This is a genomic window from Rhodoferax sp., from assembly GCF_028689295.1.
Classification (GTDB): Bacteria; Pseudomonadota; Gammaproteobacteria; order Burkholderiales; family Burkholderiaceae_C; genus Rhodoferax.
Map to the genome: position 1 here is coordinate 60,761 of NZ_JAQTWL010000007.1, position 15,600 is coordinate 76,360.

The 15,600-nt window shown below is 62.1% G+C and carries 16 protein-coding genes; all 16 read left to right on the forward strand.

The genetic code is table 11. The features are described 5' to 3' along the window. The first annotated feature begins 299 nt into the window (after positions 1-299). Positions 300-722, forward strand: a complete 423-nt coding sequence (locus PHF15_RS08105) for a rubrerythrin family protein (protein ID WP_300120219.1) — start codon at positions 300-302, stop codon at positions 720-722. 122 nt (positions 723-844) lie between these two features. Next, a complete protein-coding gene (locus PHF15_RS08110) occupies positions 845-2,194 on the forward strand; it encodes a heterodisulfide reductase-related iron-sulfur binding cluster (protein ID WP_300120220.1) in 1,350 nt (449 codons plus the stop codon). A gap of 15 nt (positions 2,195-2,209) precedes the next feature. Then, a complete protein-coding gene (locus PHF15_RS08115; RefSeq protein ID WP_300120221.1) occupies positions 2,210-2,800 on the forward strand; it encodes a DUF3501 family protein in 591 nt (196 codons plus the stop codon). A gap of 115 nt (positions 2,801-2,915) precedes the next feature. Next, positions 2,916-3,692, forward strand: coding sequence for a peroxide stress protein YaaA (gene yaaA, locus PHF15_RS08120; protein WP_300120222.1), 777 nt, complete (start codon positions 2,916-2,918; stop codon positions 3,690-3,692). Between the two features lie 6 nt (positions 3,693-3,698). Next, positions 3,699-4,544 (forward strand): NADPH-dependent 7-cyano-7-deazaguanine reductase QueF, encoded by an 846-nt coding sequence (gene queF, locus PHF15_RS08125; protein WP_300120223.1) that lies wholly within the window; start codon positions 3,699-3,701, stop codon positions 4,542-4,544. A 47-nt stretch (positions 4,545-4,591) separates the two neighbouring features. Continuing rightward, positions 4,592-6,232, forward strand: coding sequence for an HD family phosphohydrolase (locus tag PHF15_RS08130; RefSeq protein ID WP_300120224.1), 1,641 nt, complete (start codon positions 4,592-4,594; stop codon positions 6,230-6,232). Positions 6,233-6,301: 69 nt separating this feature from the next. Beyond that, positions 6,302-7,318 carry a DMT family transporter gene (locus PHF15_RS08135; protein WP_300120225.1) on the forward strand — a complete coding sequence of 339 codons (1,017 nt, stop codon included), beginning with the start codon at positions 6,302-6,304 and terminating at the stop codon, positions 7,316-7,318. Then, positions 7,315-8,028 (forward strand): tRNA (adenosine(37)-N6)-threonylcarbamoyltransferase complex dimerization subunit type 1 TsaB, encoded by a 714-nt coding sequence (gene tsaB, locus PHF15_RS08140; protein ID WP_300120226.1) that lies wholly within the window; start codon positions 7,315-7,317, stop codon positions 8,026-8,028. The genes PHF15_RS08135 and tsaB overlap by 4 nt, the downstream gene beginning before the upstream one ends. After that, positions 8,025-8,528 carry a ribosomal protein S18-alanine N-acetyltransferase gene (gene rimI / locus PHF15_RS08145; protein WP_300120227.1) on the forward strand — a complete coding sequence of 168 codons (504 nt, stop codon included), beginning with the start codon at positions 8,025-8,027 and terminating at the stop codon, positions 8,526-8,528. Before tsaB ends, rimI begins: the two co-directional genes overlap by 4 nt. After that, positions 8,525-9,424, forward strand: coding sequence for a uracil-DNA glycosylase (locus PHF15_RS08150; RefSeq protein ID WP_300120228.1), 900 nt, complete (start codon positions 8,525-8,527; stop codon positions 9,422-9,424). Before rimI ends, PHF15_RS08150 begins: the two co-directional genes overlap by 4 nt. A 9-nt stretch (positions 9,425-9,433) precedes the next feature. Beyond that, complete coding sequence (gene argS, locus PHF15_RS08155; protein WP_300120229.1) at positions 9,434-11,131, forward strand: arginine--tRNA ligase; 1,698 nt, start codon at positions 9,434-9,436, stop codon at positions 11,129-11,131. A 24-nt stretch (positions 11,132-11,155) separates the two neighbouring features. After that, positions 11,156-11,755, forward strand: a complete 600-nt coding sequence (locus tag PHF15_RS08160; RefSeq protein ID WP_300120230.1) for an SPOR domain-containing protein — start codon at positions 11,156-11,158, stop codon at positions 11,753-11,755. 57 nt (positions 11,756-11,812) lie between these two features. Then, positions 11,813-12,469, forward strand: coding sequence for a thiol:disulfide interchange protein DsbA/DsbL (locus PHF15_RS08165; protein WP_300120231.1), 657 nt, complete (start codon positions 11,813-11,815; stop codon positions 12,467-12,469). 106 nt (positions 12,470-12,575) lie between these two features. Next, on the forward strand, positions 12,576-13,202 hold the full coding sequence (gene lptA / locus PHF15_RS08170) for a lipopolysaccharide transport periplasmic protein LptA (protein WP_300120232.1): 627 nt from the start codon (positions 12,576-12,578) through the stop codon (positions 13,200-13,202). A 5-nt stretch (positions 13,203-13,207) separates the two neighbouring features. Beyond that, on the forward strand, positions 13,208-13,990 hold the full coding sequence (gene lptB, locus PHF15_RS08175; protein WP_300120233.1) for an LPS export ABC transporter ATP-binding protein: 783 nt from the start codon (positions 13,208-13,210) through the stop codon (positions 13,988-13,990). Continuing rightward, a complete protein-coding gene (rpoN, locus tag PHF15_RS08180) occupies positions 13,990-15,576 on the forward strand; it encodes an RNA polymerase factor sigma-54 (protein ID WP_300120234.1) in 1,587 nt (528 codons plus the stop codon). Before lptB ends, rpoN begins: the two co-directional genes overlap by 1 nt. The last annotated feature ends 24 nt before the right edge of the window (positions 15,577-15,600 follow it).

The following is a 15,600-nucleotide window of genomic DNA, read 5'->3' on the forward strand; positions in this document are numbered from 1 at the left end:
CATTGCGGCGGCGCCAGGATGTCGCAGCAGGCGTGCAAGGCCGCACTGCGATGGGATTGTTCAAGGGACCTTGATTTTATTCGACCCGACCCTCAAGTGACTCGACTTGTCCGCATCAACACGGCAGCCAGTTGGTCGATTGTCGAAATGATTATCGGTTTCCAGTGTTCAATAGCCCGGAGCAATGACAGACATTGACAGCGTCAATTGGACGCCCTTGGGCGAGGCAGGTAAAGTGCAGGCGTCTTTGACACCAAGTTCAAGGCAAACCCTTTTTATTCAACCCTAAGGAGAATTCCATGGCAGCACTCAAAGGCTCAAGAACGGAAGACAACCTGAAAGCCGCCTTCGCAGGCGAGTCACAGGCCAACCGCCGCTATTTGTATTTCGCGAACAAGGCCGACGTGGAAGGCCAGCCCGACGTGGCAGCCCTGTTCCGTTCCACCGCTGAAGGCGAGACCGGTCACGCGCACGGCCACCTGGAGTGGCTGGAGCAGTGCGGCGACCCCGCCACCGGCATGCCGTTTGGTGCCACCCGCCAAAATCTGGCCTCGGCTGTGGCGGGCGAAACCCACGAGTACACCGACATGTACCCGGGCATGGCCAAGACGGCCCGCGAGGAAGGTCACGACGAAGTGGCCGACTGGTTTGAAACCCTGGCCAAAGCCGAGCGTTCGCACGCCAATCGCTACGCCAAGGCTTTGGCCGAACTGGCCGATTGATGTTTGAGTGATTCGTGTTGGGCGCTGCCTGCAGCGCCCAATGCCAATCCCATACCGCGTCGAAGCGGTGTGCAATTGCTGTTTCCCGCGCCACCACAACATTCTTGACAAGGAAGATCACCATGGCTACCGAGGGCAATCTGTCAGCACCCACCCGTCACGCGATCGACTGGAATAACCCCGAGTACTACGACGAAGAGAAAACCTTCGTCGAGCTGGAGCGCATCTTCGACATCTGCCATGGCTGCCGCCGTTGTGTGAGCCTGTGCGGCGCCTTTCCCACGCTGTTCGACCTGGTGGACGAGAGCAAGACCATGGAAGTGAATGGCGTTGACAAAAAGGATTACTGGCAAGTGGTGGACCAGTGTTACCTGTGCGACCTGTGCTACATGACCAAGTGTCCTTACGTGCCGCCGCACCAGTTCAACCTCGACTTCCCGCACACCATGCTGCGCGCCAAGGCCATCAAGTTCAGGAAGGGTGAAGTGGGCGCCGCCGAGAGGTTCCTGGCGTCCACCGACGTGCATGGCCAGCTCGCCGGCATTCCGGTCGTGGTGCAGGTGGCCAACGCGGCCAACAAGACCAAGGTGGCTCGCAGTGTGATGGAAAAGGTGGCGGGCGTGGACAAGGACGCCTGGTTGCCCTCGCTGGCAAGCAAAAAGTTCCGCTCGGCAGCGCCAGAAGCCAAGGCAACGGTAGTGAAAGACGGCGAGAAAACGCCCGGCAAGGTGGCGATTTTTTCCACCTGCTTCATCAATTACAACGAACCCGGCATCGGCCTGGACCTGCTCAAGATACTCGACCACAACGACATCCCCTACGTGCTGGTCGAAAAGGAAAAATGCTGCGGCATGCCCAAGCTGGAACTGGGTGACCTGGAATCGGTGAACGCCAGCAAGGAGGCCAACATTCCGGTGCTGGCCCGCTACGCCAAGGACGGCTTTGCCATTATGGCGGCGGTGCCGAGTTGCGCGCTGATGTTCAAGCAGGAAATCCCGCTGATGTACCCCGATGAGGCGGACGTGCAGCTGGTCAAGGCGTTTATGTGGGACCCGTTCGAGTACCTGATGCAGCGCAAGCGTGACGGTCTGCTGAAAGAAGAATTCCCGGTACCGCTGGGCAACGTCAGCTACCAGATTCCCTGTCATGGCCGGGTGCAGAACATTGGCAAGAAAACCGAGGAAATGCTCAAGATGGTCCCCGGTACCACGGTGAATACCTTCGAGCGCTGCTCGGGTCACGCCGGCACCTTCGGCGTCAAAAAGCTGTACCACCAGCAGGCCATGAAAATTGGCAAACCGCTGTTCAAGGGCATGGCCAGCATGAAGGACGGCAGCAAGCCCGACTACATCAGCTCCGACTGCCCGCTGGGTGGCCACCACATTGCCCAGGGCTTCGAGGTCAACGAACTGGGCACCCCTGAATTGCAGCACCCCTTGAGCCTGATCGCCAAGGCCTACGGACTGAAATAACACACTGAACACACCATGCAAATCACCGGAAACATCACCCCCGACAGCCTCATGAGCCTGGAGACCTACAGCAAATGGCGCAAGGCCAACAAGCCCGCCGTGATGGCGCACCGCAAGTTGCGCAGCGTGCATCTGGGCGAGCACATGACGCTGCAGTTCGAGTCGGAGACCACCATCCGCTACCAGATTCAGGAGATGCTGCGCATCGAGAAGATTTTTGAGGAGGACGGCATCCAGCAGGAAATCGACGCCTACGCCGCGCTGGTGCCCAGCGGCAGCAACTGGACCGCGACCGTGCTGCTGGAATATCCCGATGTCAGCGAGCGCAAGCGTGAGCTGGCGCGCCTGATCGGGGTGGAAGACCGTCTGTTTGTCGAGGTCGAGGGCCAAAAGCGCGTTTATGCCATCGCCGACGAGGACATGGACCGTGAAAACGACGAGAAAACCTCGGCCGTGCACTTTGCCCGCTTCGAATTGACCCCGGCCATGTGCGCCGCGGTCAAGGCCGGCGCCGCGGTCAAGCTGGGCTGCGATCACACCGCCTATCCGGCGCATATCGCGGTCGCCGATGACACGCTGGCCTCGCTGGCCTCTGACCTGAAGTAGGAATCCTGCATACTATGGGCTCGTCATTGCGGCCTCAGACCTGATCCGGGGTTGCAGCACCCGCAACCCATCGATGCCGGATCAGGTCCGGTGTGACACCTCCGGTTATTACGTCATGCTGTTTTTACTCTCCCCCGCGAAATCGCTCGACTTCGAGACCCCTGCCGGTGACGTGCCCCACACCCAGCCGCTGTTCGTACCTCAGTCAACCGAGCTGATCACGATCCTCAAGCAAAAGTCGCCGCAGGAGATCGCCAGCCTGATGAGTCTGAGCGACAACCTGGCGGGGCTCAACGTGGCACGCTACCAGGCTTGGCGACCCAGGTTCAGCGCCAAGAACGCCAAGCAGGCGGTTCTCGCCTTCAATGGCGACGTCTATGACGGGCTCGATGCCAAAACCTTGAGCGCGGACGACCTCGCCTGGGCGCAGGAACATGTCTGCATCCTGAGCGGCCTGTATGGCGTGTTGCGGCCGCTGGACTACATGCAGCCGTATCGGCTGGAGATGGGCACCAAACTGCCCAACGCACGCGGCAAGGACCTGTACCACTTCTGGGGGTCGCAGATTGCCAACTACCTCAACACCCGCTTGCAACGCGACACATCACCGGTGATCGTCAACCTGGCCAGCCAGGAATACTTCAAGGCGGTGGACCAAAAGGCGCTCAAGGCAAGGGTGGTGGACTGCGTGTTCGAGGACTTCAAGGACGGCAAGTACAAGATCATCAGCTTTTATGCCAAGCGTGCGCGCGGCCTGATGGCGCGTTTTGCCACCACGCGGCGCCTGAGCTTGCCAGCGCAACTCAAAGTCTTCGACCTCGACGGTTATGCGTTCGAGGCGACCCAGTCCAGCGCAGAATGCATGGTATTCCGCCGCCGCTTGACAGATTAGGCTTTGATGAGCACGCCGAACCATTCCCCGCTGGGTCATGCCTGCGCCTATGCAGACCAGCATGACGCCTCGATTCTGTTTCCGATCGCGCGCGCGCCGCAGCGCGCCGATTTGGGCATTGGCGCCACCCTGCCTTTCCTGGGCGCCGACCTTTGGACCGCCTACGAACTGAGCTGGCTCAACGCGCGCGGCAAGCCTCAGGTGGCGCTGGCGCACCTCACGGTGCCTTGCGAGTCGGTCAACCTGATCGAGAGCAAATCGCTCAAACTGTATCTGGGCAGTTTCAACAACACCCGATTTGCCGATGCCACCGAAGTGGCGGTGCGCTTGCGCACCGATCTGACCGAAGCCGCCTGGCGCGGCGGCGTGGTGCAAAGCAGCGTGGGTGTGAACCTGGTGACAGCCGACGTGTTCGACCGCGAACCCATCTACGAGCTCGACGGCCTGAGCCTGGACCGGCTCGATCTGGACTGCGACCGCTACACCCCGGCACCTGAACTGCTCAGCTCCGTCATTGACGAGGCGCCGGTGTCCGAGGTGCTCACCAGCAACTTGCTGCGCAGCAACTGCCCGGTGACGGGCCAGCCCGACTGGGGCAGCGTGCAGATCAGCTACTTCGGCCCGCAGATCGACCAGGCCGGGCTGTTGCGCTACCTCATCAGCTTTCGCAATCACCAGGGTTTTCATGAGGATTGCGTGGAGCGCATGTTCATGGACATCATGGCACGCTGCCGTCCGCACAAGCTCAGCGTGTATGCCCGCTACACGCGCCGCGGTGGGCTGGACATCAACCCGTTTCGCACCAGCCACCCGCAGGCGCTGCCGCCCAACCACCGCAACGCGCGCCAGTAGTGCTCGCCTGATTAGCAGCAATAATGCCGCTTCACGCCAACATCGCCATGACAACACCTGCCAAAAACACCGACCTCGATTCTGTCGAAGGTCTGCTCGGACGCCTGGAGCAACTCAACCAGATCGGCGCCGCGCTGTCCAAGGAGCGCGACATCACCCGGCTGCTGGAATCCATCTTGCTGGCGGCAAAGGGCATTACTCGCGCCGACGGTGGCACCATCTACAGCAAGGACGCCAGCGGAGACAGCTTGCGATTCGAGATTTTGCGCACCGATTCGCTTCAGATTGCCATGGGTGGCAGCGCAGCTGAGCCGATGCACTTCCCCGACCTGCCGCTGATCAACGCTGCGGGGGCGCCGAACGACTCGCTGGTGGCGGCTTATGCGGCCATTCACCGCGTCACCGTCAACATCGAAAACGCCTACACTGACCCTGATTTCGACTTTTCCGGCACCCGCAAGTTCGACCAGAATACCGGCTACCGCTCCCAATCCTTCCTGACCGTGCCGATGTGCAACCAGGACGGCGATGTGATTGGCGTGCTGCAATTGCTCAACGCCATGCGCCCCGGCAGCTCGGAAGTGGTGCCTTTTTCCAAGGCCGACCAGCAACTGGTGGAATCTCTGGCCTCGCAGGCCGCCATTGCGCTCAACACCCGCCTGCTGATCAGGCAGCTCGAAGACCTGTTTGAATCCTTCATCAGCCTGATCAACCTGGCGATTGACGAAAAATCGCCCTACACCGGCGGCCACTGCCAGCGCGTGCCAACGCTGACCATGATGCTGGCCGAAGCCGCGGCGCACAACCAGGAAGGCCCGCTGGCCGAATTCACCATGACCGAGCTGGACCGCTACGAGCTCAAGATTGCCAGCCTGCTGCACGACTGCGGCAAGATCACCACGCCAGTGCACGTGGTGGACAAAGCCACCAAGCTGCAAACCCTGTACGACCGCATTGATCTGATCGACACCCGTTTCGAGGTGCTCAAGCGCGACGCCGAAATTGCCGCCTTGCGCCAGCAACTGGCGCTACGCACCAGCGTCGATGTCGCCGCAGAGCGTGCGCTGACGACAAGCCTGACAAGCCAGTTTGGCACACTCGACGAGGACCGCAACTTTTTGCGCGCCACCAACTCCGGCGGCGAGTTCATGAGCGATGCCGCTGTGGCGCGCGTGCGCCATATCGCCAGCCATCACCAGTGGCGCAACGCCGACGGCCGGCAAGCCGATTTTTTGTCCGTCGAAGAAACCGAAAACCTGTGCATCCGCAAAGGCACGCTGACCCCGGCCGAGCGCGACACCATCAACTACCACATCGTGTCCACCATCAAGATGCTGGAAAAATTGCCGTGGCCCAAACACCTCAAAAACGTGCCCGAGTTTGCCGGCGGCCACCACGAGCGCATGGACGGCAAGGGTTACCCCAAGGGGCTCACGCGCGAGCAAATGTCGGTGCAGGCGCGCATCATGGGCATTGCCGATATTTTCGAGGCGCTGACTGCCTCCGATCGCCCCTACAAGCCGGGCATGAAGCTGTCGCAAGCCATCGGCATCATGGTCAAAATGAAAGAAGACGGCCATATCGACCCCGACCTGTTCGATATTTTCCTCAAGCAGGGCGTTTACCTCAGTTACGCCCAGGCCTTCGTCGATCCCGCGCAAATTGACGATGTCAAGCTGACACTTTAAAAATTTATCTGCTTTGGAGTTTGCCGGTCATGACAGACGGACGATCGATGCAGCACGGATAATTGGCGCATGTCTGCCCTTTTTGCACGCCCCCCGCGCTTTTCGCCACGCACGATTGGTATCGGCGCGGCCGTGATCACCGTGCTGATCTGGACCTCGTTCATTTTGATCGCCCGCGCCTCGGCCGACCCGGCGCGCGGCGGTGTGCTCACGCCGCTCGACATTGCCTGGTGCCGCATCGTCGGCGCGGCGCTGATTTTGCTGCCCTGGGGGGCCTACCTGGTGCATCAGGACCGCACCCGCGGCATCACGAGTGCCTCCTGGCTGAGGCTGTCACCCTTGCCCAGGCGCATTACCATTTCGGTCGGATTCTTTGGCGGTCTGCTTTACGCTCTGCTGGCCTACAGCGGCTTTGCCCACGCCCCGGCGCTGCACGCCTCGGTGCTGATGCCGGGCAGTTTGCCGCTGTGGACCGCGCTGCTGGCGGCCTGGTTGCTGCGCGATCGCATCACCCCGGGGCGCGCGCTGGGCCTCGGGCTCATCGTGCTGGGCGACCTGATGGTGGGGGGCTTAAGCCTGCTGCGCGCTTTTGACGGCGGCGACGTCTGGCTCGGCGACCTGCTGTTCATGAGCGCAGCCCTGTGCTGGGCCACCTACAGCGTGCTGGCGCGCCACCACGGGCTCGATGCGGTGCGCGCCACCATCGCCATCACCACCTTTGCTGCCGTCACTTTTGTGCCGATGTACAGCGTGTTGGCGCTGACCGGGGTGGTGCAGGCCCACATCTTTGCGGCACCGCTCAAGGACCTGCTGTTTCAGGCGCTGTTCCAGGGTTGGGGCTCGGTGGTGATCTCGGGCATCACGTTCACCCAGATGATCCGCCACTTCGGCCCGGTGCGCTCCACCATGATCACCGCGCTGGTGCCGGGTCTGTCGGCGATGGGCGCCGTGCTGTTGCTGGGCGAACCGCTGCACTGGAATCTGGTGGCCGGGCTGGTGCTGGTGACCGCCGGCATTTTGTTCGGCGTGCGCGCCGCCACCCTGAAGACCACCGAACAAGCCATTCTGCAGAGGGCCACCGCATGAACTTGCTGGCCTTGGACACCAGCACCGACATCATGTCGATTGCGCTGCAGCGCGGCACTGACGCTGGCGTCGCGCTGTTCCAGCACAGCGCAACGGGCGGCGCGCAGACCTCCACCCATTTGATTCCCGAAATCCTGCGGCTGATGGCGCTGGCGCAACTGCGTTTTGCCGACCTGGATGCCATCGTTTTCGGTGCCGGGCCGGGCTCGTTCACCGGCTTGCGCACCGCCTGCTCGGTGGCGCAGGGGCTGGGCTTTGGTGCGGCAATTCCACTGTTGCCGGTGGATACCCTGATGACCGTGGCCGAAGAAGCGCGTTGGCAAACCGGCGCCGCAGAGACCTTTGCGGCCACCGTCTTGCTCGATGCCCGGATGGACGAGTTGTACACCGCCGACTACGTTTTTGAACATGACGGCTGGACACCGTGCACCAGCGTGCGCCTGATCAAGCCTGAGCAGCTGGTCTGGAACGGCACGAGTGTGCTGGCCGGCAATGTGTTCGACAGCTATGGCGCGCGCTTGCCCGCACTGGCAACGCGCATCTCGGCCCTGCCCATGGCCACCGCGCTGCTGCGTCTGGCGCCGACCCTGCTGGGCGCAGGTGCGGCCGTGCCGGCCGAGCAAGCCATGCCCAGCTACATCCGCGACAAGGTGGCACAAACCACGCAGGAGCGCGCCGCCATCAAGGCGCAAGCCGGAGTGGCGCCATGAACCTGCATGCTCCTGACCAGGCGGTGGCGGCCCGTTTCGAGCCCATGAACGAACATCGACTCGACGTCGTCGTCGCCCTGGAGCAGCAAGCCCATCCCCATCCCTGGCAGCGGCGCCATTTTGTGGACTGCCTGGCCAGCGGCTACGAAGCGCAGTTGCTGATCGCTGGTGACACCCTGCTGGGTTATTTTGTCGCGATGAAGGGCGTCGAAGAAGTGCATCTGCTCAACATCACGGTCGCGCCCGAGCACCAGCGCCAAGGCTGGGCTCGCGTCATGCTCGACGCCCTGATCCTGTGGTCGCGCGGCCAGGGCGCGCAATGGTTGTGGCTGGAAGCGCGCGACGGCAACACTCGGGCACTGCACGTTTACAAAGCGCACGGTTTTCGCACAGTGGGCGTTCGGCGCCAGTATTACCCGGCGGCGCAAGGACGGCGCGAAGATGCGGTAGTGATGAGCCTAAAGCTCGAAAACGCGCCTGAGCTGGACGTGGCGCCATGAGCCTGGCCCTGGACGCGCGCCAACGCGCCATGCTGCTCGAAATGGGCGTGCGCGTCTGGCAGCCAGAGGCGCCAGACGCACACGCTGAAGACGCACGCGGTGCCAGCCCGCCAAGTCAAGACAAGATCACGGCCGTGGCCAGTTCTGCCGGGACTGAGCCGACGGCCAGCAGTTCGCCGCAGGCTGATGCCGTGGCACCGCCTCGGATGCCATCCAGGCCGCCAGCGCCCACCAAGGTGGCCGAACTGGTCAGCGGTATTGCCGGCATGGACTGGCCCACCTTGACCGAGACTGTTCGCCAATGCCAGGCTTGCGCCATGTGCCTGGGGCGCCGAACGCCGGTGTTGGCGCCACCGCCGCAGCCCACCGCATGCGACTGGCTGGTGCTGAGCGACCCGCCGGATGAAATGGAAGAGCGCGCGGGGCGGCCCTTTGTCGAAGAAGCTGGCCAGTTGCTCGACAACATGCTGTGCGCTGTCGGGGTGAAACGCTGGGACCAAGCCGCCAGCGCCAGCCTGTCAGCGGCAGAGCGCGCCTACCTGACCCCCGTGCTCAAGTGCCGCCCGGCCCTGATGCGGGCGCCCGACGCGACCGAGTTGAGCACCTGCGCCCACTTCCTGCGCCGCGAAATCGCCCTGACCCAGCCCAAGGTGATCCTGGCGATGGGCCGCTTTGCCATGCAACTGCTGCTCAGTGAGACCCCGCCCGAACAGGCCAGGCTGCCGCTGGGGAAATTGCGCGGCCAGGTCTGGCGCTTTGCCGATGTGCCGGTGGTGGTGACCTATCCGCCAGTTTTTCTTTTGCGCAACGGCGTTGACAAGGCCCGCGCCTGGGCCGACCTGTGCCAGGCACGCGCCGTGGCGAGCAGCGCCAGCAGCGACATGGCCACCCGGTAAAATCCGCCCATGCTGACTGTCAAAACCCAATTGCTCGATGTGCTGCGCACCACGCTGGAAGACATCCAGCCCGGCGCGGGCGCCAAGGCGGCTTTCGAATCGCCCAAAGTCGCCGCGCACGGCGACCTGGCCACCACCGCCGCCATGCAACTGGCCAAGCCGCTCGGGCAAAACCCGCGGCGACTGGCCGAGAGCCTGTGTACCCTGCTGCGCGCCACGCCGCCCTACCAGACCTGGGTCGAGGCGCTGGAAATAGTCGGTCCCGGTTTCATCAACATCAAGCTCAAGCCCGCGGCCAAGCAGCAGGTGGTGCGCTCGGTGCTGTTGCAAGCCGACCGTTACGGCGCACAGGCGGACAACGGCCAGCGCATGCTGGTGGAGTTTGTCTCGGCCAACCCGACCGGGCCGCTGCACGTGGGCCACGGACGCCAGGCGGCTCTGGGCGACGCCATTTGCAACCTGTTCGAGAGCCAGGGCTGGCTGGTGCACCGCGAGTTCTATTACAACGACGCCGGTGTCCAGATCGGCACGCTGGCGACCAGCACGCAATTGCGCGCGCAGGGTTTCAAGCCGGGTGACGCCTGCTGGCCGACCGACCCCGACAACCCGTTGAGCAAGAACTTTTACAACGGCGAATACATTGCCGACATTGCGGCCGACTTCCTGGCCCAAAAGACAGTCACCTCCGACGACCGCGCCTATACCGCTTCGGGCGATGCCGACGACCTGGACAGCATCCGCCAGTTTGCCGTGGCCTATTTGCGCCATGAGCAAGACCTCGACCTCTCGGCCTTTGCCGTCAAGTTCGACAACTATTACCTGGAAAGCAGCCTCTACACCAGCGGCAAGGTCGATGCCACGGTCAAGCGCCTGATCGAGGCCGGCAAGACCTATGAGCAGGACGGCGCGCTGTGGCTCAAGTCCACCGACTACGGCGACGACAAGGACCGCGTCATGCGCAAGCAGGACGGCAGCTACACCTACTTTGTGCCCGACGTCGCCTACCACATCAGCAAGTGGGAGCGCGGCTTCCAGAAGGTCATCAACATCCAGGGCACCGACCACCACGGCACCATTGCCCGCGTACGCGCCGGCTTGCAGGCGGCCAATGTGGGCATTCCTCAGGGCTACCCCGACTACGTGCTGCACACCATGGTGCGCGTGGTCAAGGGCGGCCAGGAGGTCAAGATCAGCAAGCGCGCCGGCAGCTATGTGACGCTGCGTGATTTGATCGAGTGGACCAGCAAGGACGCGGTTCGCTTCTTTCTGCTCGGCCGCAAGCCCGACACCGAGTACACCTTCGATGTCGATCTGGCGGTGCAAAAGAACAACGACAACCCGGTGTATTACGTGCAATACGCGCACGCCCGCATCTGCTCAGTGCTGACTGCCTGGGGCGGTCAGGTCAGCGCCCTGCACCCCGTTGATTTGTCGCCGCTGCAAAGCCAGCAGGCGCTGGCATTGATGCTGCTGCTGGCCAAATACCCCGACATGCTGGCTGCCGCTGCCGATGGTTTTGCCCCGCACGACGTGACTTTTTACCTGCGCGAACTGGCCGCCTGCTACCACAGCTATTACGATGCCGAGCGCATTCTGGTCGATGACGAGGTACTCAAGCTGGCGCGTCTGGCGCTGGTGGCGGCCACCGCCCAGGTGTTACGCAATGGCCTGGCGGTGCTGGGTGTCAGTGCCCCGGAAAAAATGTAACCCGAAGACAAGCAAAGACAACTCATGAAACAACAACGCGGCAGCACCTTTTGGGGATTTATCCTCGGGTTATTGGTCGGGCTGGGCTTGGCACTGGCGGTGGCCGTGTATGTGACCAAGGTGCCCATCCTGTTTTTCAACAAAGCGGGCAGCCGTAACCCCGATCAGGATGCCAATGAGCTTGAAAAAAACCGCAACTGGGACCCCAACGCACCGCTGTATGGCAAGAATCCCGCCAAACCGGCAGGCCCTGCCGAAACCATGGTCCCGGCACCCGAAGCCAACAAGATCGAGAACAAACCGGCGGTCAATGCCGACCCCCTTGGCGATCTGGTCAAGGCGCGCACCAAGAGCGGCCCCGCATCGACGGCGGCCGGCAGTACAGACCCTTTCACTTACTTCATCCAGGTCGGCGCCTACCGTACGAACGAGGATGCCGAGGCGCAGCGCGCCAAGCTCTCATTAGCCGGCATTGAGACCAAAATCTCCGAACGCGAGCAGTCAGGCCGGTCGGTTTTCCGCGTGCGGCTTGGCCCGTTTGACAAGCGAGAGGACGCGGACGCCGCCAAAACCCGCCTTGAAAGCGCGGGGATCGAAACCGCCCTGGTGCGCGTGCAACGCTGAACTTTGTCGCAGTTGGCCGCTCATAGTTTGCTTCTTCCATCCTCAAGAGAATTCACCATGCAACGTCGTGCATTTGTTGGCAACTACGGAGCGCTTGCACTTAGTGCCGCATTCCTCCTGCCATCCGGCCGGGCGCTGGCGCAAGCCAATTTACCCCGCGCCGGGACAGATTTCCTGGCCCTGAACCGACCGGCCCCGGTAGAAACACCCGCCGACAAGATCGAGATCATCGAATTTTTTGGCTACTACTGCCCGCATTGCAACGCCTTCGACCCGGTGTTATCAGCCTGGGTCAAAAAACTGCCCAATGATGTCGTCTTCAAACGGGTGCCGGTTGCGTTCACGGGTGGCGCAGAACCACAGCAACGTTTGTATTACGCGCTCGAAGCCATGGGATTGGTCGAACAGCTTCACGCGCGCGTTTTTGCTGCCATTCACGGCGAAAAACAAAATCTGGTCCAAAGCGCGGCCATCATCGACTGGGTGGTCAAACAAGGCGTTGACAGAGCCAGCTTCACTGAACAATTCAACTCGTTTTCTGCCGCCACCAAAGCCACGCGCGCCAGGCAACTGCAGGCCGCTTACCAAGTCGAAGGCGTGCCTGCGCTAGGTGTCGCGGGACGTTATTACACCGACGGCGCCCTGGCCCGGAGCATGGACCGGGTCTTGCAGGTGGTTGACTTTTTGACAGCCGAAGTTCGCCGTAGCCGCTAAGCCCGGCATCCTGCGGCCAGAGTCGAGCAATATCGGGCTGCGATGGCATGAAAGCGGGTGAGGCCCGCTACAATCTTGTAAACACTTACGCAAGATTCATGCCTTTATGAAAATCCCCTTCCAATGCTGGTTTGTCACCTGTGCGCTGGCACTGTCCGTGTCGGTTGCCTGCGCGGAAAATGCCGATCGGGACAAACCCATGAACGTCGAGGCCGACGCGCTGCGGTATGACGACAACAAGCAGGTCAGCACCTTCACCGGCCAGGTGGTACTGACCAAGGGCACGATCCTGATCCGCGGCGACAAACTGGAGGTGCGCCAGGACTCGCAGGGATACCAGTATGGCGTGGTCACAGGCGTTCCAGGTCAGCGCGCATTTTTCAAGCAAAAGCGCGAAGGCGTCGATGAGATCATTGAAGGCGAGGGCGAAACCATTGACTACGATGGCCGCCTGGACACCGTCAAATTTACCGGCCAGGCGCAATTGCGGCGTTTCCAGGGCGCCAAGCTCAACGACGAGTTCAATGCCGGCATCATCGTTTACAACAATTTGACCAATGTCTTCACCCTGGACGGCGCCCCGGCTGCGGGATCAACAGGCAGCACCGGCCAGCCCGGCGCGCCGGCCGGCCGGGTTCGCGCCATGCTGGCGCCCAAGTCCGCACCGGCGTCGGCACCCGCCAGCAGTGCGCCACTGCGCAGCAGCCCCAAACTGGGCGGCTCTGCGCAGTAATGACCATGCCCGCAATGACCGCCCCCGTGCCAGACACCGATCTGCCAGAAAGTCGCCTGGAAGCGCATCACCTGCAAAAGTTTTATGGCAGTCGCAAGGCCGTCAAAGACGTGTCACTGGCCGTGCGCAAGGGCGAGGTGGTGGGGCTGCTGGGCCCCAACGGCGCCGGCAAAACCACCTCTTTTTACATGATCGTGGGCCTGGTGCGGGCCAGCGCGGGCGACATCACCATCGACGGCCAGTCCATTGAACACATGCCGATTCACCGGCGTGCTCGGCTCGGCTTGAGCTATTTGCCGCAAGAGGCCTCCATCTTTCGCAAGCTCAATGTCGAGGACAACGTGCGCGCGGTGCTCGAATTGCAGCTGGATGCGCAAGGCAAAGCCCTGAACAAAGCCGAGATCGAGAAGCGCCTGACCGGCTTGTTGCAGGACTTGCGGGTGGATCATTTGCGCGACTCGTCAGCTCTGGCCCTGTCCGGCGGTGAGCGCCGGCGCGTAGAGATTGCCCGCGCCCTGGCTACCCAGCCCCGGTTTATTTTGCTCGACGAACCCTTTGCCGGCATTGATCCGATTGCCGTCATTGAGATTCAGCGCATCATCTCCTTCCTGAAAAGCCGGGGCATCGGGGTGCTGATCACCGACCACAACGTGCGCGAGACCCTGGGCATTTGCGATCACGCCTACATCATCAACGACGGCAGCGTGCTGGCGCAAGGAACACCGGCCGAAATCATCAACAACGTCGATGTGCGCCGGGTGTACCTGGGCGAGCACTTCAGAATGTGATGAAACAGGGCCTTTCCTTACGCACCTCCCAGCATCTGGCGCTGACACCACAGTTGCAGCAGTCCATCCGTCTGTTGCAACTCTCCACCCTGGAGCTCGGTAGCGAAGTGGACCAGATGCTCGACGACAACCCGTTTCTGGAACGCACCGAGGAGGCAGCCGAGCGCGAGTCGTATGGCCTGGAGCAGGCCGATACCGCCGTTAGCGCGAACGACCGTGAACTCGAGTACGCCTCTTATTCAGGCACCCCGGACGACTACAGCTCAAAGTCCAGCACCGATAACAGCGCCGAGGACAGTTCATCCGCCGTGGACGATGGCCCGAGCTGGGAAGGTGACGGTAGCGTCAGTATGAGCCCGGACGACGGCGAATGGGGCGGCGAGGCGCGCGCCCATGGCAACAACCTCAGTGGTGGCGGCGACGAGATGGATGCCACCGAGCTGGCGCGCAACCAGGAGTCGTTGCAGAGTTTTCTACAGCGCCAGGCGCTCACCCTGCGGCTGGGCGCTGAAGACCAGGCCGCGCTGTATTTTTTGATCGAGTCGCTCAATGACGAAGGCTATCTGGAGGACGACCTGACCGATCTGGCCAGGGGACTGGCGGGCGATGACGACAGTCAGATCGAAGAGCTGGTGCACCATTTCACCGTGGCACTGCGGCTGCTGCAGAGCCTGGAACCCACCGGTGCAGGGGCGCGTGATCTGGCCGAATGCCTGCGCCTGCAACTGCAAGCGCTGCAAGCCGACCCGGCCATCGAGGCCGACACGCTGGCGGTGGCTTTGCGCATTTGCAGCCAACCGATGGATTTGCTGGCAAGGCGCGACATCAAGCACCTGATGCCCTTGTGCGAAGCCAGCGATGCGCAGTTGCGTGCCGCCATCGCCCTGATTGGCCGCCTGGAACCCAAGCCCGGCCGCCGCTTTGTCAATGTCGAGCGCAACATCGTGGTGCCCGATGTGCTGGTGGTGGCCATTGGACAGGGCACCCAGGTGAAATTCCAGGTGCGACTGAACCCTGACGTAATGCCGCGCCTGCGCGTGCACGATATTTACGCCAACGCTCTCAAGGGCCACAAGGCTGGTGGCAGCGACGCCGCCAACTTTGCCGCCCTGCAGCAGCGCCTGCAGGAAGCGCGCTGGTTCATCAAGAACATCCAGCAGCGCTTCGACACCATCCTGCGCGTCAGCACGGCCATTGTGGAACGCCAGAAAAGCTTTTTCATCCACGGCGAGCTGGCCATGCGCCCGCTGGTACTGCGCGAAATTGCCGATGAATTGGGCCTGCACGAATCCACCATCAGCCGCGTCACTACCGCCAAATACATGGCGACACCCTATGGCACCTTCGAGCTCAAATACTTCTTTGGCTCCGGTCTGGGCACCGAGTCGGGCGGCAACGCGTCGAGCACCGCAGTGCGCGCGCTGATCAAGCAGTTCGTCGCCGCCGAAAGTCCCAAAAAACCACTGAGTGACAACCAGTTGTCCGACATGCTCAAGGAGCAGGGCATTGAATGCGCCCGTCGCACCGTGGCCAAATACCGCGAAGGCCTGCGCATTGCACCGGCGAGTTTAAGGAAAGAATTGTGAAACTTTGCGGGACAGACCGCAGTT